The organism is Pasteurella multocida, assembly GCF_900187275.1.
Lineage (GTDB): Bacteria > Pseudomonadota > Gammaproteobacteria > Enterobacterales > Pasteurellaceae > Pasteurella > Pasteurella multocida.
This window is the reverse complement of the sequence record NZ_LT906458.1, coordinates 1,326,778-1,351,491: the sequence shown is the minus strand read 5'-3', so window position 1 is coordinate 1,351,491 and position 24,714 is coordinate 1,326,778. Positions and strand designations below refer to the sequence as shown.

Sequence of the window (24,714 nt, the reverse complement as noted above, 5' to 3'; positions counted from 1 at the left end):
GGCATTTTTTTGTGTTAGGTAAAACCTATCGAAATAGGTATCCTTATAAGTTAATCTTGCTATTTTTCAGCTTATCCAATGTGTTGAAATATTATTTTCCAAGCTGAATTCACTCATATAAAAAATAGCGAAACCTGTTATGCAGTGATATTGTTAGGAGTAATACTGATAGTACAACGAAATAACACCTGATGTGATGAAATGTGATAGCTGCGGAGAAAATTTGTTTAGAAAAAGAGAGAAATCTGCTTTTTCAGTGATGTCTATTTTTATTTCTTTTCCTTTCCTTGATATTTAATGTTATAGTGCATTCATTGCAATATTTTCTTTCTTTAAAATAACATTATCATAAATAATGATATTTGTTTTCACTTGGTTCTGCAAAATAAGTATTTATTTTTGTAATCTATATTCTCTGTTATATAGCTTGCCCATTTTTATTTCCAAATAGGTTAAATGTATTCTTGATTATTTATATTATAGCAAGCACATTGTTTACTTTATTTTGTATAAACAATGACAGCTAATAGGATAACGGAGTACATTTCCTACTAACCACCACGCAATCCGTATGAAAAGGAGTGATAGGTAAAACCGTCGCTATTGCGCGAAAATGAACGCTATGTGAATAACTGTCTGAGCTTTGATAGGACAGTGCTGTTTTACTTGTTTACACATAATAGGTTTTATTTATTACGTTGTTTGTTATTTCCTTTTTAATTACTTTTCTCTATCAAAATAATAGATTGCGAGTGTTTTTTTTCTAAATATAATGGAGCCCACAAGGTACTCAGCTAGTGATATTTACTCGCTAATGGAGTATCCCGTTCATAAATTCAGAATCTTCGATTTCTATTATTTGAGAGGAATTTTATTATGTCTAAATGCCCATTTGACCATGGTTCAAAAACCTTAACGAATGCAGCTGGTGCACCTATTGTTGAAAACGACAACACCATGTCTGCGGGTCCTAAAGGTCCATTACTTTTACAAGATGTTTGGTTCCAAGAGAAATTAGCACACTTTGCACGTGAGCGTATTCCTGAGCGTGTTGTTCATGCAAAAGGTTCAGCAGCGTACGGTACATTCACTGTGACACACGATATCAGCAAATACACTAAAGCGGATTTATTCAATGGTATCGGTAAACAAACACAAGTCTTATTACGTTTCTCAACAGTAGCGGGTGAGCGCGGTGCGGCAGACGCTGAGCGTGATGTGCGTGGTTTCGCATTAAAATTCTACACTGAACAAGGTAACTGGGACTTAGTGGGTAACAACACACCAGTCTTCTTTATCCGTGATCCATTGAAATTCCCAGATTTCATTCATACGCAAAAACGTAATCCACAAACTAACTTGCGTGATGCGAACGCGGCATGGGATTTCTGGTCACGTCACCCTGAATCATTACACCAAATCATGATTCTTTTCAGTGATCGTGGTATTCCAACTGACTTACGTCATATGAACGGTTACGGTAGCCATACATATAGCTTTATTAACGCACAAAATGAGCGTTTCTGGGTGAAATTCCACTTCAAAACACAACAAGGTCACAAATTCTATACTAATGAAGAAGCGGCTAAAGTGGTGGGTGAAAACCGTGAGTCAAGCCAACAAGATTTATACGAAGCGATTGAGCGTGGCGAATTCCCACGTTGGAATGTTCAAGTGCAAATCATGCCAGAAGCAGATGCACACAAACATAACTATGCGTTTGACTTAACTAAAGTATGGCCACACAAAGATTATCCGATGATCGAAGTGGGTGTATTAGAGTTAAACCAAAACCCAATTAACTACTTCGCAGAAGTGGAACAAGCTGCGTTTGCACCTTCTAACATCGTACCGGGAATTGGTTTCTCACCAGACCGTATGTTACAAGGTCGTCTTTTCTCATACCAAGACGCACAACGTTACCGTTTAGGGGTTAACCATCACCAAATCCCAGTGAACGCACCAAAATGCCCATACCACACCACTCACCGTGATGGCGCAATGCGTGTAGATAACAATGGTGGTACACACCCTAACTATGCACCGAACCGTTTTGATACTTATGTGCCGACTCACCAACAAGAGCCTGCATTAGAGTTAGAACGTTCAGCAGCACACTTTAACTTCCGTGAGTATGATGAAGACTACTACACACAACCTGCCGCACTTTACAACTTATTCGATGCGGATCAAAAAGCACGTGTGGCAGCAAACTTCGCAGCCGGTTTATCTGGTGTGACAGACAGTGCAATCGTTGAAAGACAATTAGCCTTGTTTGATAAAGTGAGCAAAGAATTAGCAGATGCAATTCGTGCAAACTTAGCAAAATAATACCTTCTGAACTTTATGAATATTAGGCTTGGGGCAACCCAAGCCTTTTTCGTTTTATGCATGGTCTCCACATAGTTGACTCAATTTGTTGAATTTGTGCTACTGTCAAAATCTCGCTAAAATAGACCGCACTTTCTGCCTGAATTTATGCTTTTCAAGGATACTTTTTATGTCTCAACCCCGTTTTGTTCACCTTCGCGTTCACAGTGATTTTTCCATGATTAATGGGATTGCCAAAGTCAAGCCATTAATTAAAGCCTGTGTCGATAATCATATGGTGGCAATGGGCTTAACAGACTTTACTAACTTTTGTGGTTTAGTGCGCTTTTATGGCGAGGCATTATCTGCTGGTGTGAAACCCATTATTGGAGCAGATGTGCTGGTGAGAAGTGAACTTTGTGGTGATGAACCTTTTGAGCTGACATTACTGGCTAAGAACAATATAGGCTATCACAATATTACTTTGCTGCTCTCTAAAGCCTATGAGCGAGGTTATCAAGATCTCCCTTATCTAGACCAAGCCTGGCTCGCTGAATACCGTGAAGGGATTATTGTACTGTCAGGGGGACACAATGGTGATGTGGGTAAAAAATTACTAAAAGGTCATGCGGCTGAGATTGAAAGTGCGGTCGCTTTTTATCAAGATTTTTTCCCCGAACACTTTTATTTGAGTTTGAGCCGCACAGGACGTTATGAAGAAGAACGCTATGTGAGTTTGGCTTTGACATTGGCAGAAGAAAAAGGCTTGCCCGTTGTTGCCACTAATGATGTGTTATTTTTGCATGAAGACGATTTTGAAGCCCATGAAATTCGCGTCGCCATTCATGACAGTTACACCCTTGATGATCCTAAACGTCCTAAACTTTATACCAATCAGCAATATTTTCGCTCTGAGCAAGAAATGTGTGATCTTTTTGCAGACGTGCCTTCGGCATTAGAAAATACCTTACTGATCGCGCAACGTTGTAATGTGACGATTCGTCTTGGAGAGTATTTTTTACCACAATTTCCAACGGGCGATCTGTCCACAGAAGATTTTTTGGTAAAAAAATCGAAAGAAGGTTTGGAAGAGCGCCTTAAATTTCTTTTTCCCGATGAAAAAGTGCGTCAAGCACGTCGCCCCGAATATGATGAACGTTTACAAGTAGAATTAGACGTGATTAACCAAATGGGTTTTCCGGGCTATTTCTTGATCGTGATGGAGTTTATTCAGTGGTCGAAAGATAACGATATTCCTGTCGGTCCAGGACGTGGTTCCGGGGCAGGATCGTTAGTGGCGTATGCATTAAAAATTACCGATCTTGATCCGCTAGAATTTGATTTGCTTTTTGAGCGTTTCTTGAACCCAGAGCGAGTCTCCATGCCTGACTTTGACGTGGATTTTTGTATGGATGGTCGCGATCGCGTGATTGATCATGTGGCAGAAACCTATGGTCGTGGTGCAGTATCTCAGATTATCACTTTCGGTACCATGGCAGCAAAAGCCGTGATCCGAGATGTGGGGCGTGTACTTGGTCATCCTTATGGTTTTGTGGATCGCATCTCAAAATTAATTCCGCCTGATCCCGGCATGACCTTGGCAAAAGCATTTGCCGCGGAGCCACAATTACAAGCAGTATACGACTCCGATGAGGAAGTCAAAGCCTTGATTGATATGGCGCGCAAGCTTGAAGGAGTCACCCGCAATGCCGGTAAGCACGCTGGAGGCGTGGTAATTTCCCCAGGGTTAATTACTGATTTCTCGCCGCTTTATTGTGACTCTGAAGGTAAACATCCAGTCACCCATTTTGATAAAAATGATGTGGAGTATGCCGGTCTGGTGAAGTTTGACTTTTTAGGTTTACGCACACTGACCATTATCAAATGGGCATTAGACATGATTAATACGCGTCTTGCCAAAGAAGGCAAACCGCCTGTGGATATTGCCACAATCCCGTTAGATGATCCTGCTTCTTTTGAATTATTAAAACGTTCAGAAACCACCGCCGTATTCCAGCTCGAATCGCGTGGTATGAAGGATTTGATCAAACGTCTTCAGCCTGACTGTTTTGAGGATATTATCGCGTTAGTAGCATTGTTCCGTCCTGGTCCGTTAGAGTCAGGCATGGTACAAAACTTTATTGATCGTAAGCATGGCAATGAAGTAGTGGCGTATCCCGATCCAGAATATCAACACGACAGTTTAAAACCGATTTTAGAACCGACTTATGGCGTAATTGTATATCAAGAACAGGTCATGCAGATTGCCCAAGAATTGGCTGGATATACTCTCGGTGGGGCGGACTTATTACGTCGTGCGATGGGGAAGAAAAAGCCAGAAGAAATGGCAGCACAACGTGAAATTTTTGAGAAAGGCGCGATTCAAAAAGGAGTGGATGGCGAGTTAGCCATGAAAATCTTTGACTTGGTGGAAAAATTCGCAGGTTATGGCTTTAATAAATCCCACTCTGCGGCTTATGCTTTAGTGTCTTATCAAACCCTGTGGTTGAAAACTCATTATCCTGCCGAGTTTATGGCGGCGGTAATGACATCAGAGATGGATAACACCGATAAAATTGTCGGCTTATACGATGAATGTTTACGTATGGGGTTAAAAGTCGCTCCGCCAGATATTAACACCGGTAAGCATCATTTCAGCGTGAATGAACATGGCGAAATTGTGTATGGTATTGGTGCGATTAAAGGGGTGGGAGAAGGACCCATTGAAGCGTTAATTTCAGCCCGTGAGCAAGGCGGCATTTTCAAAGATTTATTTGATTTATGTGCTCGAGTCGATTTGAAAAAGATCAATCGTCGTACTTTTGAAAGTCTGATTTTATCTGGTGCGTTTGATAAATTAGGTCCACACCGTGCCGCGTTATCGAAAAATCTTGAAGATGCGTTAAAAGCCTCCGATCAGCACGCGAAAGATGCGGCAATGGGGCAAGCGGATATGTTTGGTGTGCTGACTGAAAGTCATGAAGACGTGGAAAAAGCGTATGCCAGTACGCCACGTTGGAGCGAGAAAGTAATTTTGGAAGGGGAACGTGAAACCCTTGGGTTATATTTAAGTAGCCATCCTATTAGTCCGTATTTGAAAGAGTTAGCGCATTACAGTGCTACGCGGTTAAAAGATTTAGTACCGAATTCTCGTGGACAAATGAGTACGGTCAGTGGGTTACTTGTCTCATCTCGTTTTGCTGTAACCAAGAAAGGCAATCGGCTTGGCATCGCTACACTAGATGATCGTTCAGGGCGATTAGATATCACGTTATTTGGTGAAGCCTTGGATAAATATGCAGACAAATTACAAAAAGATACGGTGATCATTGTATCAGGGCAAGTCAGTTTTGATGAGTTTTCGGGTGGATTAAAAATGTCAGTTCGTGAACTGATGAGCTTAGATGAAGCGCGTAGTCGCTATGCGAAAAGTTTGGCGATATGTTTATCTGAGGAAAACATGAAACCGACATTTATTCGTGAATTGAAAGCGTTATTAACACCTTATAGTGGCGGAACCTTACCTATCTATGTTTATTATGCGAGTACAGCGGGGCAATGTCGTGTCAAAATGGGAGTACAGTGGTCTGTGAATCCGACCGATCAATTATTTACTGAACTGGCTGAAAAATTAGGTGAAAATGCAGTGGAGTTAGAGTTTCAATCATGAAAAAGTGGATCGTTAGTGTTATTTTGCTGGTTTTTTCGTTAGGGACGTTAGCAGCGACTAATGCAATGCAGTTAGTGAATGATGCCAAGAAGCAAATTAATGTGACAATTGGTTATGATCCGGCTTACCGGAAAATGGCTTTCCCCATGGGGGATGTGCCGTTACACACTGGGGTGTGTACGGATGTCGTGATTCGGGCGTATCGTCATCAGCAGATTGATTTGCAAAAATTGGTCAATCAAGACATGAAAAAAGCGTGGTCAAGTTATCCAAAACTTTGGGGATTAAAAAGCACGGATACCAATATTGACCATCGTCGTGTTCCAAATTTAGAAACTTTTTTTCAACGCCATGCGAAATCATTATCCCTTACGGATATCACAAGTTTTAAGGCAGGAGACATTGTGACTTGGCGTTTACCGCGTAATTTACCGCATATTGGCATTATTTCGGATAAGAAAACTTCGGCAGGGATTCCTCTGGTTATTCATAATATTGGTGCGGGTACGCAGGAAGAAGATATTTTATTTAAATATAAAATGATTGGGCATTATCGTTATTAGATAAAAAAGGGCTTGTAATAAGCCCTTTTAAATGAGTTATGAACAGACTACTTTAATAGCCAATCCACCCTGCGAGGTTTCACGGTATTTAGCATTCATATCTTTGCCTGTTTCATACATAGTTTCAATGACCTTGTCTAAAGTGACTCGTGGACTGGTTGTTCGACGCAATGCCATTCGACTGGCATTAATGGCTTTAACCGCGGCGATAGCATTACGTTCAATACAAGGGACCTGTACCTGTCCTCCGACTGGATCGCAAGTCAGACCAAGATTATGTTCCATGGCAATTTCTGCCGCAATACATACTTGTTCAGGACTACCACCCAGAATTTCAGTCAAGCCAGCCGCCGCCATAGAACAAGCTACACCAACTTCGCCTTGGCAGCCTACTTCAGCACCTGAAATTGACGCATTCATTTTGTACAGTGAACCAATAAAGCTACAAGTTAATAAATAACGTTCGATGATGTCAGGTATGCTATCTGCGATGAAGTGTTCGTAATAAGCAAATACAGCAGGCACAATACCACAAGCCCCGTTGGTTGGCGCAGTTACCACACGTCCGCCTGCAGCATTTTCTTCATTGACAGCAAGCGCATACATATTCACCCAATCCACAATGCTCATTGGATCATTGGATAAGCTACTATTCGCTTGTAACATTCGATATAAGCTTGCCGCGCGACGAGGCACTTTTAATGGACCCGGTAATAAACCTTCTGTATTGATACCGTGTTGGATACAGGCTTTCATGGTTTGCCAGACCTGTTGTAAATGTTGACTTAATGCGGTTTTTCCATGTAATGCGATTTCATTTTTCATCACAACACTAGACAACGGGAGACCATTGTCATCACAGTGTTTTAGCATATCTGCTGCATTTTGGTAAGGAAATGGCACACTGATTTCAGTATGCATAGCATGTTCAAAATGTTCTTCATCCACAATAAACCCGCCTCCGATAGAGTAGTAGGTTTGCTGATAAAGTTCCGTATCATCTTGTGTTAGTGCGGTAATAGTCATCCCATTTTCATGTCGTGGGAGGAAGGTTTGATGAAAGATTAAGTCATCATTAAAATTAAAAGTGACCTCTTTCGTATTTTGCGCGATGGGCAAACGGGCAGTCTGTTTTAGGGTAGAAATAAATTGAGGGATCAACTCGATATCCACATCATGGGGTAAATAGCCGGCTAATCCTATAATAATGGCAATGTCGGTATTATGTCCACGTCCTGTCATGGAAAGTGAACCGTACACCTCCACACGCAGTTTACTCACTTGTGCTAGCTGATGACGACTCACAAGATCATCAATAAATTGTTTGCCCGCTTTCATGGGACCGACAGTATGGGAACTCGAGGGACCAATACCAATTTTAAACATATCAAAAACACTAATCATACATTTCTACTTTTCTTTAGCGTAAAAGGGAGGCTATTCTACACGGATTTTGCCGAATTAAAATAAGCCATAAACAACCGCTGAGATGGCGAACATACCCATGATGGTAACGAAGAGATTCGAAAAGCGTCCTTGGTAACGTTGCATCGCGGGAATTTTACGGATCGCATACATAGGCATGATAAATAAAATTGCAGCAATAATCGGTCCGCCGAAGGATTCTATTAAGCCAAGAATACTTGGATTAATAATGGCGACAATCCACAGGGTTAGCAAGAAGAAAAGTGCGGTGAAATAATTTAATTTTTGACACTTAATCTCTTTTTTGCCAGACATTTTGATAATTAACCCTTCTAGTCCTTCTTTTGCACCGAGATAATGACCAAAGAAAGAGCTAGTAATTGCCAAGAAGGCAACGAAAGGTCCAAGGTAAGAAATATAAGGATTATCAAATTTGTTGGCGAGGAAGGATAAGATACTGATATTTTGTGTTTTTGCTTGTGCTAATTCAGCAGGGGTTAAACTTAATACACAGCTAAAAACGAAGAACATCACAAACACTAGCAAAATACTTGAGGTCATTTTTAAAGTGCGGTTAGTATGCGTTTCTGTGTTTGTGAGATCACCATATTCACGTTGTTGAGATTGGGCAAAAGATGAAATAGCCGGTGAGTGGTTAAACGAAAAAACCAATACAGGGATCGTAATCCATAAGGTGCTGAATAGGGCTTGCGTACTCGGAAATTCTGTTAACATTGAGGTATTCCATTCCGGAATAAGATAGAGTGATAAGGCGAGCAGAATACAGACTAATGGATAGACTAAAAACTCGGTAATTTTTAGCATGATCTTCTCATTCATTAACATAACAGAAATTAAGCCGGCAATGAGGATGAAAGCCAATAAGGCGCGATTAGGTGAGCTCATATGCAGTTGATGTACAATAAATGAATCGACTGTGTTAGTTATTCCGTTACCATAAATCAGCAGAATAGGAAAAATCGCGAAGAAATAAAGTAAAGTAATGAATTTTCCTGCGGTTTGACCAAAATGTTCTTCTACGACTTCAGTAATATCACTGCCGCTTTTGGCAGAAGATAGGACAAAACGAGTGAGTCCGCGGTGTGCTAAGTAAGTCATGGGACCTACTAGGAGTGTCATGCATACTAAGGGCCAAAACCCGCCTTTTCCTGCATTAATGGGTAAAAATAAGACACCCGCACCCACAGCGGTACCGAATAAATTTAATGCCCAGACAAGATCAAACTTGCTCCAACTGACACAAGATTTTGTTGTCATAAAACGCTCCATGTTATTGAAAAAACAAATAGCGCCAAAGCGCTAGAATAAGAGGAGATTTATAGTAGAGAGATTGTGGGGAAAACTCAATGTGAAATTAAATTAAATGTTGAGTTTGTGACTTAGATTGTTATTTTATGCTATTTTTGTAGAAAAAATAGCATAAAGTTAACTATTGATTAACATTTTGTAGCATAAAATTTAGGCAAAAGAAAAGCGTGAGGAGATGAGCTCACGCTTGTATGACCGCTGTCAGTGGACAGATTTTATGCACATTTTTGATAGCCTAGTGTACCGTCGTCAATTGCTTGAGTGGGTACACCTATAATTTCTGCGATTTTTTCGCCTTCTTTGAAAAAGACAAAGCCCCCACATTCCATTTTGGTCCAAATTTCATCTTTTGTGAGTGGGAAGGTCGTAATAATGGTGACACGATCTCCTTCTTTCGCATAATCATTAAAATCAATGACACCGTCATCATCAATGCGCTGTGCTTTACCAAAAGGCGCTTTTCGGGTGAGGTAATGGAGGTGAGTTGTGCAATGTGCAATCATCCATTCGCCGTTGGATAAAATAAAGTTAAATGTGCCTGTTTGACAAAGGGAATGCGTAATATCTTGCATCGCAGTGAATAATTCATCTTCACTGGGTTTTTGTGCAAAGCGTGTTTTGAGTTCACTCATCATATAACAAAATGCCGCTTCAGAATCAGTGCTACCAATCGGCTGATAAAGCGAATGGGTCAGATCAGGATAAACGGTTAAGTTGCCGTTGTGGGCAAAGACCCAGTTTTGCCCCCATAACTCACGGATAAACGGGTGAGTATTTTCAATATTCACTTCACCTTGTGTGGCTTTACGAATATGTGCGATGACATTGAGTGATTTAATATGATACTGCTTAACACAATCAGCAATGGGAGAAGAATGGGCAGCTTGGTTATCGCGGAAGACTCGAATTCCTTTCCCTTCAAAAAATGCGATGCCAAATCCATCACAATGACAATCCGTTAAACCCGCGCGACGACGAAATCCTTCAAAAGAAAAAACAATATCCGTTGGCGTATTACAATTCATTCCTAGTAATTGACACATAAAAACACGACGTTAAATAACCTTATAAAATATGCCGATTTAACACTATAATGTAGAAATTTTCAACATAAAAAACAAAATCTTATTAGATAAAAAAGTTATAAGTCATGCCATATTAATCACTGATTTTATTGCCACATTGACCTTTTCTTATCCCTGTTGCAACAGCGTACACATCACAGTCATTAGCAAACGCAATTTTTCCGTCAAATCGTGCTTGGATGATGTTTTTGGTTTGTGCTTTGACGTGTTCAGTACGGCGCATGAGATGGCTTAATAACAAGTTTTTTACGTTGCCTTGTTGGGCAATTCGAGCAATTTCGGAAGGGCGCATATGGAGCTTATTTGCAACATTATCTTGGCTCGTTTCAGGCACCGCATTATGTGCAATAAAGAGATCTGCCTCTTGCACCAAGCGATCTAAGCTGTTGCCTTGATTACTGGTATCGCCAGAAAACACAATACGGCATCCGCCTTTTTCGATACGCCAAGCCAGAGCGGGAAGTAAGCCATGTTCTGTCGCGATAGCAGACAGTTGAAAACCGTCGATCTCGGTGTGAAAGTGCATAGGGGCGGTTTTATCAGCAGGCACAGAGGTTGGTTGAATTTGATAGGATTCATCGCCCGTTAAAAAACCAGAGAGATAACTATAAGCCCCTTTTTCACCGAGTAAGCGGGTGATAAATTGTTCGGTATCTGGAATGAATTCATTGCCCGTTGGTCCATAAATAGCTAAGTCATGATGACGTGAAGAAAAGAAAGAGGCTTTCACAAGTGCAGGCAGATCGTTTATATGATCCACATGGAAATGAGTAATTAAAATCCCTTTTACATCTTCAATTTTAGCGCCTGAACGTGCAAAATTTTGCAAGGCACCAGTACCGAAATCCACTAAAAATGCGGCTTTTCCATTTTCTCGCACTAAATAACTTGCTGAAGCTCTCGGTGGAGGAGAAGGATTGTTACGGAATAATTGAATCTCAGGTCCACCAGAACCGAGTACAACCACATCTAAATCTTGGTGAGTACATTGCTGTGCAATAGTGGTGAGAGAAAAGAGAGATAAACTCAGAAATAAAATAATGTTACTCTTTTTCATAAAGTGATCTTGTCTCCATGGAAAGCATAAAGCAGGTATACCCCGTCATTTTGTGTGCGAAAAATGACAAAAAAAGACCGCACTTTTCGTTTGTCGTCAAAGTGCGGTCATTATTACAAGATTTTAGATGAGGGCAGGTTAAAAGTGGTAACGAATATTGGCACCAAAATGACGACCTGCTTCAGTGTGCTTGTCATAGTTACCATGTTTAATATCGCCTCTTGCCATTGCCCAGCGAGCATATTTTTTATCTAGCACATTATAGATGCCGATGCCAAGATAAAGCTGTTTCGTCACATTATAATAGGCGGTAAGATCAACTACAGCATAGCCCGGTAAGCCTTCAAAACCTTGATTGGCGGGTAAGTCTTTAGTTTTTTTCTTCGCGGCAAATTTCAGTTTACCTTCAATGCCCCAAACATCCATTGGCTGTTGGTAGCCAAGACCGACAAAGCCTGTTAGGGGATCAAGACGTCCTTGTGGTTGCTTGTTCGCGGTCTTCCCTTTGCTGTAAGCGAAGCCAGCATTTAAATATGTTCCTTGAGCGAAGCCGATCGTATCAAGATTGAGTTTACCGTCGAATTCTATTCCATAGCTATAACTACGTCCTTTTTCATTTGCTAAATCACAAGGCACTTGACCTGTTCGGTCAGCATAACATGCCGTGGTATCGAGATAAATTAAGTCATTGTAACGGTTATAGAACAAGGTCGTGGTTTGTTGACCAATCGCCCCCGCACTACGCCAACTTAATTCAACACCATCTGAGGTTTCTGGCTGTAGATGAGGGTTCGGTTTTGCTGGCCAGTGTCCATAGCTTTGCGCATTGTTTTCCCCATAGCCGGGTAAGCGGGTGGCGTGCTGATAGTTCAGACTCAGTAAATTCGCTTCATTGAGTGCATAATCAACACGCAGACCGTAACCAATGGCGGTATCCTTGTAAGTAAATAATTGTTCACGGTTTTTCTTCGATACATTTTCTGTTTTCGGTTTGATTCTAATCTGTGTGAGATGTATGGATGGTGTCAAGCTTAAACCAGATTTACCAAAACTGATCCGATCGGAAAGATGGAATTTACTTTGCCATTGTTGCTGTGTCGGGAAAAAGGCGCTGGTTCGAGTGTTACTCCCCTGTTCGTTAAGGGATTGTGTTTGGCGTAAAGCTTGCATTTGGCTATATTGCAATTTTAGTCCATAGTGAAGCTCATGTACGACATGTTGCCCAAGGCTTTTATTGAATTCCGTTTTTAAGCTGATGGTTTTGGTTTTAAAGCCATCAAATGAACGCTCTTGGCTAAATTTTGGCGTACTTGGGGGAGGAGGTGCTGATGTACTCGTGACTGCCCCTGTATTACGGCTCGTGCTTTTTGTTTGTTGTAACGCAATTTGCCAGTGTAGGTGATCAAAAAATGCCGTGGTTTGTTGCATGTCATGACTGAAAGCAATAGCATGACGCTGATTTTTCTGAATGTTGGTATTATGATGAACTGTTTTTGTGCCACGTCGTGTTGTCGTTGTTCCTAAGCTATCTTCTAAATAAGCGGTGCGTTTTAAATCATAATGTTGCAAATTCAGCGTAAATTTATGGCGATCATTTGGTGAATAGCGTAATTTACTGTTCACTGCATTACTATAACCACTGGAAGGATTGCTTTTAGTACGTTGACTACCTGTGACATCCAAGCCTCCCTTATTATTAAATTCATTAAACCAGCGTCGTGTATAGCTCACTAAAGCACTACTGTGTTCATCCAATAAAGTGGCACCAGTTATCCCAACATAATAAGCATCACTGTCGCCTAAATAGCCAGCACGAAGTTGTGCACCTGTACGTTGGTTAGGCAAGAGATAATCACGAGGATCTTTCGTTTGGAAACGAACATGCCCTGCCACGCCTTGACTGTTTGGACCTTTATGAATCTCAACACGTTTTAGATCACTGGGATCAAAATATTGCCGACCATGGCGTGAGCTGTGTCCAAAATAAAAACTCGGGCTAATGTCCATACCGTCTAATTCCATTGTGACGCGGTTTGCACCAGTAGCAAAGATTTCTCGGCTGCTTCCCATACCGCGAATTTCAATATCGCCTAATTGTGCATGTCCCGTATGGATAACATTAATATTTGGCGTTGTGGTAAAAATAGCTTTTAAATCTTTTGGACTTTCTTTTTCAAGCTTATTTTGATCAAGGTTCAGCGTGGTATGACTGAGCTCGGAAACCACGATGGGTTCTAACGTGGTAGCCGCGTTTTCTGCTAAGGCAGAAGTGCAGCAAGCATGTGCGACAAAAAGCGCCAGTGTTTTATGTTTGAATGACATGACATTTCCTTTTGTTAAATTAATGTTAAATCTAAATAAAAACGATTCTCATTATCTTTAATAAAAAGGGGATGTCAAGTGTATTTTTTTAATCAATTTTTAACTTGTTGAAATCATATAAAAAAGCATTAAAAGGGAATTTAGTTCTGTTCTGGTAAATAACTATTTAAATCCACTTCTCGATCAGCCAATTGACTTATTTTGGTTTGATGTGAAGTAAAAATCACAGTGGTATTTGGTAATTGCTCACGAATTAATTGCATTAATAAGAGGGCAGAGGTTTCATCTAAATTTGAAGTCGCCTCATCTAAGCATAAGAGTTGGGGTTTAGTGAGAAGAATACGTGCAAAGGCTAAGCGTTGTTGCTCACCATGTGATAAAACAATATGCCAAGGTAATACTTCCTCTAAGCGATTCTGCCATTTCTCTAAGCCCACAAGGTTAAGCACTTGATTAAGTTCTTGTGGTGAATAGTGATGTTGATTTGGATAACGTAATAATTCGGCGAGATTACCTTCATTTAAATAAGTTTTTTGTGGAATAAATAAATGATTTTTCAGGCATATTTGATATTTTCCCGAATAATATTGCCAAATACCACATAACGTGCGTAATAAACTGGATTTTCCTAAACCACTTTGTCCTTTTAAATGTAGCCATTCTTTTTCTTGTACAGAAAACTGGATATTTTTTAAGAGTAGCTGATGATCAGAAGTAAACATTGAAAGGTTTTCAACTGAGATCATCGCTTTTTTTGGTGACTGTGGTGTGCAGTAGGATTTTTCGAATTGTTCAATTTCTCGGTTAAATTGCGCTAAACGTGAAATGGTGGCAGACCACTCGGGTAAAATGGTATAAGCATAAATAAACCAACTTAATGAACTTAATACAGTACCAAAAGCACTGCGGATCTGCATTAAGCCACCAAAAGTAATAATTTTAAGCAACAGTAAGGGAATTGCACAAAGGACAGGTAACATTGAGCTAAAGCGAGAGTAGCCTACTGTAAAGAAACCAAGATTACGTTCTTTATCCATAATCGCTCGCCAATTTTTGACAATATGCGCAAACTCATCAGCCAATTTACGTTTTTCTGTTTGCTCTCCACCATATAACGCAATTTGCTCGGCATGTTCATGACGACGTACTAAATTTCCACGGAAAGTGGCTTCGTAAACTTGTTGACTATAATTGAGTGGATGAAGCTTACGACCAATTAAATGGGTAACAACACTCCCTAAAAACGCATAAATAATGGCAACCCATACTAAGTAACCTTTGATAACAATATCATATCCAAACAAGTTGAATGTTGGGGAACCGGAAAGATTCCACAGGATCATTAAAAAAGAACCTAATTGGACGAAATTGAGGACAAAGGATACGGTGAGCTCTAGACTGTATTTGGCAAATAAGTGAATATCTTCTGCGATACGTTGATCGGGATTATCCATTTTATTTTCTTGTGCCAATTTATAAAAAATTTTTTTACTAAACCAACGTTCGACAAAGTGTTCTGTCATGGCTTGGCGCCAGCGAATAATCAACAGCTTACGTAACCAGCTCCGATAAACGCTGACTAAAATATAAAGTGCGACATAAATTAAATATTCTTGAATAAGAGGCAAAATAAGCTGGACGTTTAATTCTGCTAAGGTGTCATAAAAATGTTTGCTCCAATCATTGATCATGACATTTAAGGAAACAATAAAGACACCAATTGCAATGACAGTCGCTAAAATAATCCAAGATGACCAGTTCTTTTTATCACCCCAAAAAATGCGTGCTAAGTGAAATAATTGTGTGAAAAATCCTTGTAATTGGCTACCCATCATTGTTTAACAAGTTTCCTTTAAACCAAATAAGAGAAAAATAACAAAGTCGTTGTTGTGTATTTTTTTAATGACACTCACTTTTATGTAACAAATAATTTACATTGACAATCTTGTCATTTTTTACATAATTATGCAAATAAAAATTATTATCATTAACTTTATTGATTGAGGAGGAACTATGTCGGAAGAACGTCAACAGATTTTACAAGCCAAAATTAGTACTGAAATTGTTGATTTCAGGAATGCTTGCCAAACGATCCAACTTGCTACGGTAAATGAAAGGGGTGAGCCTAATGCCAGCTATGCGCCTTTTGCTTATCATAATGATCGCTATGTCGTTTTGATTTCAGAAATGGCAAAACATGCTCGAAATTTGCAGCAAGTCCCTAAAGTATCTTTAATGCTGATTGAAGATGAGAAAACGGCGAGAGAATTATTTGCGCGTAAGCGTTTGACCACGAATGCAGAGGCGCGCTTGATTGAAAAGGAGAGTGAAGAAGGTAAACAACTTTTAGCGGCATTACGTCAACGTTATGGTGAGCGAATTGATGGTTTAGCCTGCTTATCTGATTTTAAACTTTTCAGTTTATCTCCGAAGCAAAGTTTATATGTGAAAGGATTTGGTCAAGCGTTTCATGTTGATAAAGATGGAAAAATCCTTCATTTGCGTGGCGGACACGGACACGGACACGGACACGGACACGGACACGGACACGGACAGGCATCCTCACATCAATAAAAAACACCGCACTTGGCGCCTTTCTTGACGAACAAAGTGCGGTGTTTTTTTGCTATGTTTTTTTATTTTAGTTTAGTAAACACCTTGCGCTAACATCGCATCGGCAACTTTGACGAATCCCGCAACGTTTGCACCAACGACATAATTAATGTTGGCTTGACCTTCAATCGTGCCGTATTTTTTACAGTTCGCGTGAATATCTAACATGATACTGTGGAGTTTTTTATCGACTTCTTCCGCAGACCAGTATAAACGTTGTGAACTTTGCGTCATTTCTAGTCCTGAGGTTGCTACACCGCCAGCATTCGCCGCTTTACCCGGACCAAAGAGCACGCCTGCGTCTAAAAAGGCATCTGTTGCTTCAATAGTAGTTGGCATGTTAGCCCCTTCAGCCACTAATTGTACGCCATTGGCAATTAAGGTATTAGCAGACGCTAAGTCTAATTCGTTTTGTGTCGCACAAGGTAGCGCAATATCAACTTTGACTTCCCAAGGTGTTTTGCCTGCTACGTATTTTAAACCGAATTGTTTCGCGTATTCTTCCACTCGACCGCGTTTTTCGTTTTTCAATTCCATTAATGCAGCTAATTTTTCTGTTGTGAAACCGGCTTCATCATAAACATAACCAGATGAGTCAGAACAAGTTACGACTTTTGCCCCCAATTGCAGCGCTTTTTCAATGGCATATTGCGCCACGTTACCCGAACCTGAAACAGACACCGTTTTACCGGCAAAGCTTTGCCCTTTTTCAGCGAGCATCGCTTGGGCGAAATAGACTAGACCATAACCGGTTGCTTCTGGGCGAATTAAACTGCCACCGAATGACAAGCCACGACCGGTAAACACGCAAGCGGCTTGGTTAGATAATTTTTTCATATAACCTGCTAGATAGCCGACTTCACGTCCTCCTACACCAATATCACCCGCAGGCACATCGGTATCGGCGCCAACATGACGGTATAATTCTGCCATTAAAGCTTGGCAGAAACGCATGACTTCACCGTCAGATTTTCCTTTAGGATCGAAATCGGAACCGCCTTTGCCGCCCCCCATTGGTAATGTGGTTAACGCGTTTTTGAAGATTTGTTCAAAACCTAAGAATTTTAAAATGGAAAGATTAACAGAAGGATGGAAGCGCATTCCTCCTTTGAAAGGACCGATTGCACTGTTGTATTGCACGCGGAATGCACGGTTAACTTGGGTTTGACCTTGATCATCTGTCCATGCTACGCGGAACTGAATAACACGTTCAGGTTCAACTAAGCGTTCGAGTAGGGCTTGTGAACGATATTTTGGGTTAGCTTCTAAAAAAGGCCAGATAGAGGTAAATACTTCACGTACTGCCTGTAAAAATTCAGGTTGCGTACCGTCGCGTTGTGCGACTCTTTCTAAAAATGCATCTAATGTTGCAACTTGAGACATAATGATTTCCTTCTAGATATGATGTTTTAATTGGTTTGCGATTTATTATAATAATTTGCCACTTAGGCACAGGAAAGAGTATTCAACAGAAGTGAAGGCGGATGCAAACGTTTTTTTTTGTCTATTTAAAAAAATAAGTTGTTATTAGATTAAATTTATTATTTTTCTGTTTTTATTGATTTTTGTCTAAATTTATTGTGTTAAGTTAAGTGAAAGTTCATTTTTAAAGCAAAAGGGTTGAAATATCATAAATCATTTTCTAGACAACGGTGAAGTCAAAGGCAGGGCACTGAACTGAACTTCACCGTATATGGGGGAGTTAAAGGGAGTGATGTCTTTTAAACAATGCCTAAGTTTCTTAAGCCACCAATAATGATCTCAATACCAAGCGACATTAAGAGTAATCCCATAATACGAGTGATCACATTAGAACCCGTTTTACCCAAGCGTTTAATCACGGGTTTTGAGTAACGTAATAAAATATAACAGCCTACACCAAACAGGATGATCGTAATTGAGGAATAGAAATAGTTAATAAGGCTATTTTGTGTCGAGCTAAAAACAATGGTCGCACTAATCGACCCGGGGCCTGCCATAATTGGCGTGGCAAGGGGGACGACCGCAATATTATTGTAGTCATCGAAGTTTTCACTTTTTTCCTCTTTATTCATCTTATGCTCACCGATTTTTCCGTTAATCATGGTTAACGCAATTAAAATCACTACGATCCCACCAGCAATTCGGAAAGAATCAATTGAGATATGAAACGCATTTAAAATAAAGCTACCAAAGAAAAAACTGACCAATAAGATCACACTAATAGAAATACAGGTGATGAAGCTAGTTCTATTTTGTTGCTCTTTTGACAAGGTTGATGTCATGGAGTAGAAAATTGGCACAACCCCTATTGGGTTAACTAAAGCGATGAGTCCAATAAAGAATTGAAGATAGATCGCAAAATCCATCTTATCCTCCTAACGAGAGAGTAAAAATAGGCACATATTATATTGATGAGGCGAGTAATAGGCAAGTTAAGCTCTGAATTGCGACATCGTGATATTTGAATTGTTTAAAAAAGAAACGCTTTTTTGATTTGTCTAATCTGGATTTAATGGTTAAAATGCGTCAATTTTCAGTTATCGAGTCAATAGAGGTCATTTGAAAGGTTTATTTCTACGTATTATTGCGATTGTAGCCTTATTGCTATGGGCAATAGATATGGTGTTTCCTTGGCAACAAATCATGCGTTCTGAAGAGAACCGCTATACTGCGATTCAAAGTCGCGGTAAGTTGGTGGTGGGAACAATTAATAATCCGATTTCTTATTTTATTGATCATGCAGGACAAGCGGCGGGACTTGAGTATGAGTTGAGTAAGGCGTTTGCTGACTATCTTAATGTGGATCTCGAAATTCTCGCGATGTCAAATGGTGATGAACTTTTTAGCGCGCTGAAAAATAATAAAATTGATATTGCGGCGGCGAATTTGTTGTATCAACCGAATAAATTAGATATGTTCCAAGTAGGTCCCACTTATAATTCGGCTTCGTGGCAGTTAGTGTACCGTAAGGGAACAGAACGTCCACGTAGTCTAGGGGAATTGAAAGGCACTTTAAGTATTGCCTCTGGATCAGAGCTCACGGAATTATTAAAAATAGAAAAAGAAAAATACCCTGACTTAATCTGGCGTGTAAATGAAAAACTTACTCCGGAAGAACTGCTGATTCAAATGGCAGATGGCAAAATTGACTATGTGATCGCGAATTCTATTGATGTGTCTGCGGTGCAACAAATTAAGCCAAATGTAGCGGTCGCGTTTGATGTGACGGATGAATCGACGGTGCATTGGTATTTACCAAGTAATTCGTATAGTGAATTGCAAGCCTCATTATTAGATTTTATGAATAGCGCTATTGAAACAGGCTTGATTGCGCGTATTGAAGAAAAATATTTTAATCATTTAGCGCAATTTGACTATGTTGATACCCGTAGCTATCTACGTGCAATAGAAACGGTTTTACCGAAATTTGCCCCGCTCTTTGAAAAATATAAAGGCGATCTTGATTGGCGTTTATTGGCGGCAATTGCTTATCAAGAGTCCCATTGGAATCCTGATGCAACCTCACCGACCGGGGTACGAGGTATGATGATGTTAACGAAAGCCACAGCAGAGCGGATGCGAATTCAAGACAGAACGGATCCGGAACAAAGTATTAAAGCCGGTTCAGAATATTTACATTGGCTTATTACGCAAATGCCTGATACGATTAAAGAAGATGAGCGTATTTGGTTTGCCTTAGCGGCGTATAATATGGGATTAGGGCATTTGTTAGATGCGCGCCGTTTAACCAAGAGCCTAGGTGGTGATCCCGATAATTGGTTAGATGTGAAGAAGAATTTGCCACTATTAGCAGAAAAACGCTATTACACGGGGTTAAAATACGGGTATGCGCGAGGCTATGAAGCATATCACTATGTGGAAAATATCCGTCGTTATATGAACAGCATTGTGCATTATTATCGGGTACAGCAAGCACAAATTGAAGAAACATTAGATACACAAGCCGCCGAAATAGAAAACATCAACGAAATCAAGAAAGAAACGGATACGTTAGCGACAACCGTAACGACACAATAAGAGGAAGAGTATGGCGAGACGTAAAAGCTTTTTGAAGCCGACAAAAAAATTATATCGTTTATCACAAGGACGCGCATTACGTTTAAAACGCTTAAAGCAGCGTAAAGCAAGATTATTAGCAAGACATTCCCTGCAGTTTGTCGTGCAAGAAATTTAATCTATACCGAACGAGAAATGAAAAATGGTGCTTTATCGCACCATTTTTTATGACTTAATGAAAGAGTCTGCGCTGCTTGGGTTTTAGACGTTTGACTTGGCTGATGAAAATGAGAGCAAGTAATAAGGTATAGAGTGCAAAAATGACGACGATCCATTGCACCATAGAAAAGCCGAGAAATTGCCATGTTACTTCACTGCATGAGCCTGAAGGGAGGAAGAGTGCAGGAAACCACTGATCTAAGGGTAAAGTCTCGGGAAATTCTGCCACCGCTGAACATTGTTTCCAAGGTGCAGGGTAAAGTTGTAGATCTAAATGGGTGATGCTAATCATTAAGCCTTTGATTGCACTGCTTAAACCAATTAATAACGCCACAAGGCGCAAAAGCATCGAACTCGGGTAGAGTAACCCCAATAAACCGGAGAAAGCAATGCCAAGAATAGCTACCCTCTCGTAAATACACATGACACAAGGGGCGAGCCCCATGCCATGTTGAAAATAAAGAGCGATAGCCTCTAATAGTAAAGCTGAGCTAAACAATAGAAACCATGCACTTCGTTTTGTTGAGAGTGTCTTAAAAAAGCTTAGCATGTTTCCTCCTTTTACTTGTCATTACATTGGTTTTAATAAACCAATTTGAATGAGCACATTGGTTGCGCCAGGCAAAATATATTCCACAGTCAATAAACCAATACAGGATAATACGATGGTATAAGGCAATGCCATATAAACCATTCTACCATAAGAAAGACGAATTAATGGTGCCAGTGATGAGGTCAATAAAAATAAGAATGCGGCTTGACCATTTGGGGTTGCAACAGAAGGAAGATTGGTACCGGTATTAATTGCTACTGCCAGTAATTCATATTGTGGTTGAGCAATTAAGCCAGCCTCTAATGCCGCTTTGGTTTCATTGATATAAACTGTGGCCACAAACACATTATCTGAAATGGCGGATAACAAACCGTTAAAAATATAGAAAAGAGCAAGCTGAGTATGTTCACTGGCAGCCAGCACAAACTGAATAATTGGCGCAAACAGATGTTGGTCAATGATGACGGCAACAACCGAGAAGAACACCACTAACAATGCTGTGAAGGGTAAGGATTCCTGAAAGGCTTTACCAATAGCATGCTCGCTGGTGACACCACAAAATGAAGTAGCCAAAATAATCACCGTTAAACCAATGATACCGACGGCGGCGAGATGGAATGCGAGTCCAACAACCAACCAAATACCAATTAAAGCTTGCACAAAAAGTTTCAAACGATCTTGTCGTGACATTTTTTGTTGATTATTGCGATCAAACTTTGCCAAGATGCCCCATACTTTACGTGGCAATTTGGCGCCATAGCCAAATACACCAAATTTTTCCACTAAGAAGCAGGTCACTAAACCACAAATGAGAACTGGCAACGTGACTGGGAGCATACGTAAGAAGAATTCCCCAAATGCCCATTTGGCTTGTTCTGCAATGATTAAGTTTTGGGGTTCACCGACCATAGTCATGACGCCACCTAATGCGGTTCCCACACAAGAATGCATCATTAAGCTGCGTAAGAAAGCACGGAATTGTTCTAACGTGTCTTTATTTTCACCAATTTTATCGTCTTTGGTAATATCAGTGGAGTCGTTGAAATTATTGCCTGAAGCAACTTTATGATATACCCCATAGAACCCCATACCTACACTGATGATCACGGCTACTACAGTTAAAGCATCGAGAAAAGCCGATAAAAAGGCCGCACTTAAACAGAAAGCAAGGGATAACACCATTTTTGAACGAATACTTAAAAGTAATTTTGTGAAAACAAACAGCAATAACCGCTTCATAAAATAAATCCCTGCAACCATAAAGATCAATAGTAGGATGACTTCGAAGTTTGCTATGATTTCGGCTTTCACGTGTTCTGGATGGGTCATACCAATCGCCACGGCTTCTAATGCCAGTAAACCACCGGGTTGAAGAGGGTAACATTTCAGTGCCATGGCGAGAGTCAGAATGAATTCAGCAACTAAGAGCCAACCGGCAATAAAGGGACTGATAAAGAAGAAGATTATAGGGTTTATAATAAGGAAAAGGACAATTGTGATTTTGTACCAATTAGGACTTGTTCCTAAGAAATTTCTTAGGAATGCTTGAGTATAACTCATTTTTACTACCACCTTAGTTAATATTTAATATTTTTAGAAATTTTGAATATAATATTGGAATCATTGTAATATATACTGCATTACACGATAATACTTAAAATAACTATTTGTTATCTGTATCACATTTTAAATTTAATCGACTAGAAGAAACGTATGAATAATGATCAACCTCTTTTAAAAGCACAGAGTCCGGCTGGTTTAGCGGAAGAATATATTGTCAGAAGTATCTGGAATAATCATTTCCCACCAGGCTCCGATTTGCCGGCTGAACGTGAGTTGGCAGAGAAAATTGGGGTGACGCGTACCACGTTACGTGAAGTGCTACAACGCCTGGCGCGTGACGGTTGGTTGAATATTCAACATGGGAAACCAACCAAAGTGAATAATATTTGGGAAACCTCGGGCTTGAATATTTTAGAGGTATTAGTACGTTTAGATAGCACCAAGTTACCTAGTTTCATTTCTAACATCCTGTCCGCGCGAACCAATATTTCGGCAATCTATATTCAAAAAGCCTTCAAAGTAGAACCACAGAAATCACTCGAAGCGTTTAAGGATCTTGATACTCTAGCAGATACAGCAGAAGCTTATACTAATTTTGATTATGATCTTTTCCGTAAATTAGCATTTGCATCTGATAATCCTGTGTATGGTTTGATTTTAAATAGTTTGAAAGGGTTATATACACGTGTAGGGTTGTTTTATTTTGCCAATCCATCGGCGCGTGAATTAGCGAAACGCTTTTATCTTTCGCTAAAGACGTTGTGTCAAACACAGCAAGTGAACGATGTCAAAGAGTGTATCCGTCAATATGGTAAAGACAGTGGGGTGATTTGGGCAAATATGCAGGCATATTTACCGGCTAATTTTAATGAATAGTCCTTTTTAAACCAGATAACACATCTTGCGAAATCTGCACTCGTATTCAGTACGGTGCAGATTTTTTATTACGTTACAATAAAAAAGCGGGCTAGATGTCAAAAAGAACAGGCGCGGTACATTTATAATTTAAACGGACCTGCGCATCAAGCGGGAAGTTTTTCGGACTTTGTACCATAAAGCACTCGTCGCCAATATTAACATCATATTGAAAGTAAGGACCTAAAAAACGCTTTTTACTAATGACTCCACTGCCTTGCTCATCAAGATGAATTTGGAAACTTTGTGGACGTACTAACCAATGTACGTTCTGTCCGACACTTATTGGCTTCTCGTTGGAAAAGGTGAGCGGTTGAGTAAAGGTGTATTCACCAATCACCGAATTGAAGCTACGCTCTGACGTAATACGACAAGTTAAATAATTGACATTACCTAAAAACTCTGCCACAAACTTATTGATAGGCATTTGATAGAGTAAGTCGGCATCACCGACTTGCACAATTTTACCTTTATCCATAATGGCAAGTTTATCAGCGAAGGCAAAGGCTTCTTCTTTGCTATGAGTGACAAAAATCGCGGGAATTTGTTGGCTTTTTAAAATGTCCTTGATCTCATCAATCATCTGATAACGCACTTGACTATCAATATTGGAAAAAGGTTCATCTAATAACAATAAACGCGGTTTGCAAGCTAAAGCACGTGCAATGGCAACTCGCTGCTGTTGACCTCCAGATAATTCATGAGGATAACGTTCGAGTAAGCCTGTGAGGCGCACAAGTGCGGTCATTTTTTCAATAATTTCTGTTTTTTCTGCCGCTTTTTTCTTCTGTAAACCAAAGGCGATATTTTCTTTCACCGTTAAATGTGGAAACAACGCGTAATCTTGAAAAATAACTCCAATTTGCCGTTGTTCCACGGGCAGTCCAGCTAAATTTTGCTCATTAAACAAAATCTTGCCTTGACTGATGTCTTGTAAGCCGGCAATCGATTTCAAGAGCGTTGTTTTGCCACAACCACTGGCTCCGAGTAAACAGAGAATTTCATTCTGAGCCATCGCCAGATCTAAGTTTTGTAAGACGTTTTCGGTACTGTAACCACAAGTTAATTGGGATATTTGTAATATATTCATA

General features: G+C 40.0%; 18 protein-coding genes. 7 read left to right on the top strand and 11 right to left on the bottom strand.

Going from position 1 to position 24,714, the window contains the following annotated elements; genetic code table 11:
* The first annotated feature begins 876 nt into the window (after positions 1-876).
* The 3 genes from CKV69_RS06150 (at position 877) to CKV69_RS06140 (ending at position 6,543) form a co-directional block, all read left to right on the top strand.
* Complete coding sequence (locus tag CKV69_RS06150) at positions 877-2,331, top strand: catalase (RefSeq protein ID WP_005722290.1); 1,455 nt, start codon at positions 877-879, stop codon at positions 2,329-2,331.
* A 169-nt stretch (positions 2,332-2,500) separates the two neighbouring features.
* The gene (gene dnaE, locus CKV69_RS06145; RefSeq protein WP_014326330.1) at positions 2,501-5,980 is read left to right on the top strand and encodes a DNA polymerase III subunit alpha; all 3,480 of its coding nucleotides are present in this window, start codon (positions 2,501-2,503) and stop codon (positions 5,978-5,980) included.
* Positions 5,977-6,543, top strand: coding sequence for a DUF1287 domain-containing protein (locus CKV69_RS06140; protein WP_005751022.1), 567 nt, complete (start codon positions 5,977-5,979; stop codon positions 6,541-6,543). Before dnaE ends, CKV69_RS06140 begins: the two co-directional genes overlap by 4 nt.
* Positions 6,544-6,579: 36 nt before the next feature.
* Here the strand turns inward: CKV69_RS06140 and CKV69_RS06135 are convergent, their stop codons facing one another.
* From CKV69_RS06135 to CKV69_RS06110, 6 genes are all read right to left on the bottom strand, one after another.
* Complete coding sequence (locus CKV69_RS06135) at positions 6,580-7,947, bottom strand: L-serine ammonia-lyase (protein WP_014326328.1); 1,368 nt, start codon at positions 7,945-7,947, stop codon at positions 6,580-6,582.
* Between the two features lie 57 nt (positions 7,948-8,004).
* Positions 8,005-9,246 carry an HAAAP family serine/threonine permease gene (locus CKV69_RS06130; protein WP_005721563.1) on the bottom strand — a complete coding sequence of 414 codons (1,242 nt, stop codon included), beginning with the start codon at positions 9,244-9,246 and terminating at the stop codon, positions 8,005-8,007.
* Positions 9,247-9,512: 266 nt separating this feature from the next.
* Positions 9,513-10,340, bottom strand: coding sequence for a class II glutamine amidotransferase (locus tag CKV69_RS06125; protein WP_005722299.1), 828 nt, complete (start codon positions 10,338-10,340; stop codon positions 9,513-9,515).
* Between the two features lie 115 nt (positions 10,341-10,455).
* Positions 10,456-11,439, bottom strand: a complete 984-nt coding sequence (locus tag CKV69_RS06120; protein WP_005753296.1) for an MBL fold metallo-hydrolase — start codon at positions 11,437-11,439, stop codon at positions 10,456-10,458.
* Positions 11,440-11,577: 138 nt separating this feature from the next.
* Entirely contained in the window at positions 11,578-13,761 is a 2,184-nt protein-coding gene (locus CKV69_RS06115) for a TonB-dependent receptor domain-containing protein (RefSeq protein WP_016570056.1), read from the bottom strand.
* A 140-nt stretch (positions 13,762-13,901) separates the two neighbouring features.
* Positions 13,902-15,596 (bottom strand): ABC transporter ATP-binding protein/permease, encoded by a 1,695-nt coding sequence (locus CKV69_RS06110; protein WP_016504624.1) that lies wholly within the window; start codon positions 15,594-15,596, stop codon positions 13,902-13,904.
* 178 nt (positions 15,597-15,774) lie between these two features.
* Here CKV69_RS06110 and CKV69_RS06105 point away from each other — a divergent pair, with 178 nt between their 5' ends.
* A complete protein-coding gene (locus tag CKV69_RS06105) occupies positions 15,775-16,335 on the top strand; it encodes a HugZ family pyridoxamine 5'-phosphate oxidase (protein WP_016570057.1) in 561 nt (186 codons plus the stop codon).
* Positions 16,336-16,407: 72 nt separating this feature from the next.
* On the opposite strand, the gene gdhA is transcribed toward CKV69_RS06105, so the two are convergent.
* Positions 16,408-17,757: an NADP-specific glutamate dehydrogenase gene (gene gdhA / locus CKV69_RS06100; protein ID WP_005724447.1), complete on the bottom strand. Its 1,350-nt coding sequence runs from the start codon at positions 17,755-17,757 to the stop codon at positions 16,408-16,410.
* A 338-nt stretch (positions 17,758-18,095) separates the two neighbouring features.
* Complete coding sequence (locus CKV69_RS06095; RefSeq protein ID WP_005715956.1) at positions 18,096-18,722, bottom strand: YchE family NAAT transporter; 627 nt, start codon at positions 18,720-18,722, stop codon at positions 18,096-18,098.
* 193 nt (positions 18,723-18,915) lie between these two features.
* Here CKV69_RS06095 and mltF point away from each other — a divergent pair, with 193 nt between their 5' ends.
* The gene (gene mltF, locus CKV69_RS06090; protein WP_014326324.1) at positions 18,916-20,394 is read left to right on the top strand and encodes a membrane-bound lytic murein transglycosylase MltF; all 1,479 of its coding nucleotides are present in this window, start codon (positions 18,916-18,918) and stop codon (positions 20,392-20,394) included.
* Between the two features lie 10 nt (positions 20,395-20,404).
* Positions 20,405-20,551 carry a hypothetical protein gene (locus CKV69_RS10710; protein WP_005724449.1) on the top strand — a complete coding sequence of 49 codons (147 nt, stop codon included), beginning with the start codon at positions 20,405-20,407 and terminating at the stop codon, positions 20,549-20,551.
* A 54-nt stretch (positions 20,552-20,605) separates the two neighbouring features.
* Here CKV69_RS10710 and dsbB read toward each other — a convergent pair whose 3' ends face one another.
* Both dsbB and nhaB read right to left on the bottom strand, forming a co-directional pair.
* Complete coding sequence (gene dsbB, locus CKV69_RS06085) at positions 20,606-21,142, bottom strand: disulfide bond formation protein DsbB (RefSeq protein ID WP_005724450.1); 537 nt, start codon at positions 21,140-21,142, stop codon at positions 20,606-20,608.
* A gap of 21 nt (positions 21,143-21,163) precedes the next feature.
* Entirely contained in the window at positions 21,164-22,705 is a 1,542-nt protein-coding gene (gene nhaB / locus CKV69_RS06080) for a Na(+)/H(+) antiporter NhaB (RefSeq protein ID WP_005753302.1), read from the bottom strand.
* 153 nt (positions 22,706-22,858) lie between these two features.
* Here nhaB and fadR point away from each other — a divergent pair, with 153 nt between their 5' ends.
* The gene (gene fadR / locus CKV69_RS06075) at positions 22,859-23,584 is read left to right on the top strand and encodes a fatty acid metabolism transcriptional regulator FadR (protein WP_005724453.1); all 726 of its coding nucleotides are present in this window, start codon (positions 22,859-22,861) and stop codon (positions 23,582-23,584) included.
* Positions 23,585-23,675: 91 nt separating this feature from the next.
* On the opposite strand, the gene CKV69_RS06070 is transcribed toward fadR, so the two are convergent.
* The gene (locus CKV69_RS06070) at positions 23,676-24,713 is read right to left on the bottom strand and encodes an ABC transporter ATP-binding protein (RefSeq protein WP_014326322.1); all 1,038 of its coding nucleotides are present in this window, start codon (positions 24,711-24,713) and stop codon (positions 23,676-23,678) included.
* Position 24,714 lies beyond the last annotated feature (1 nt).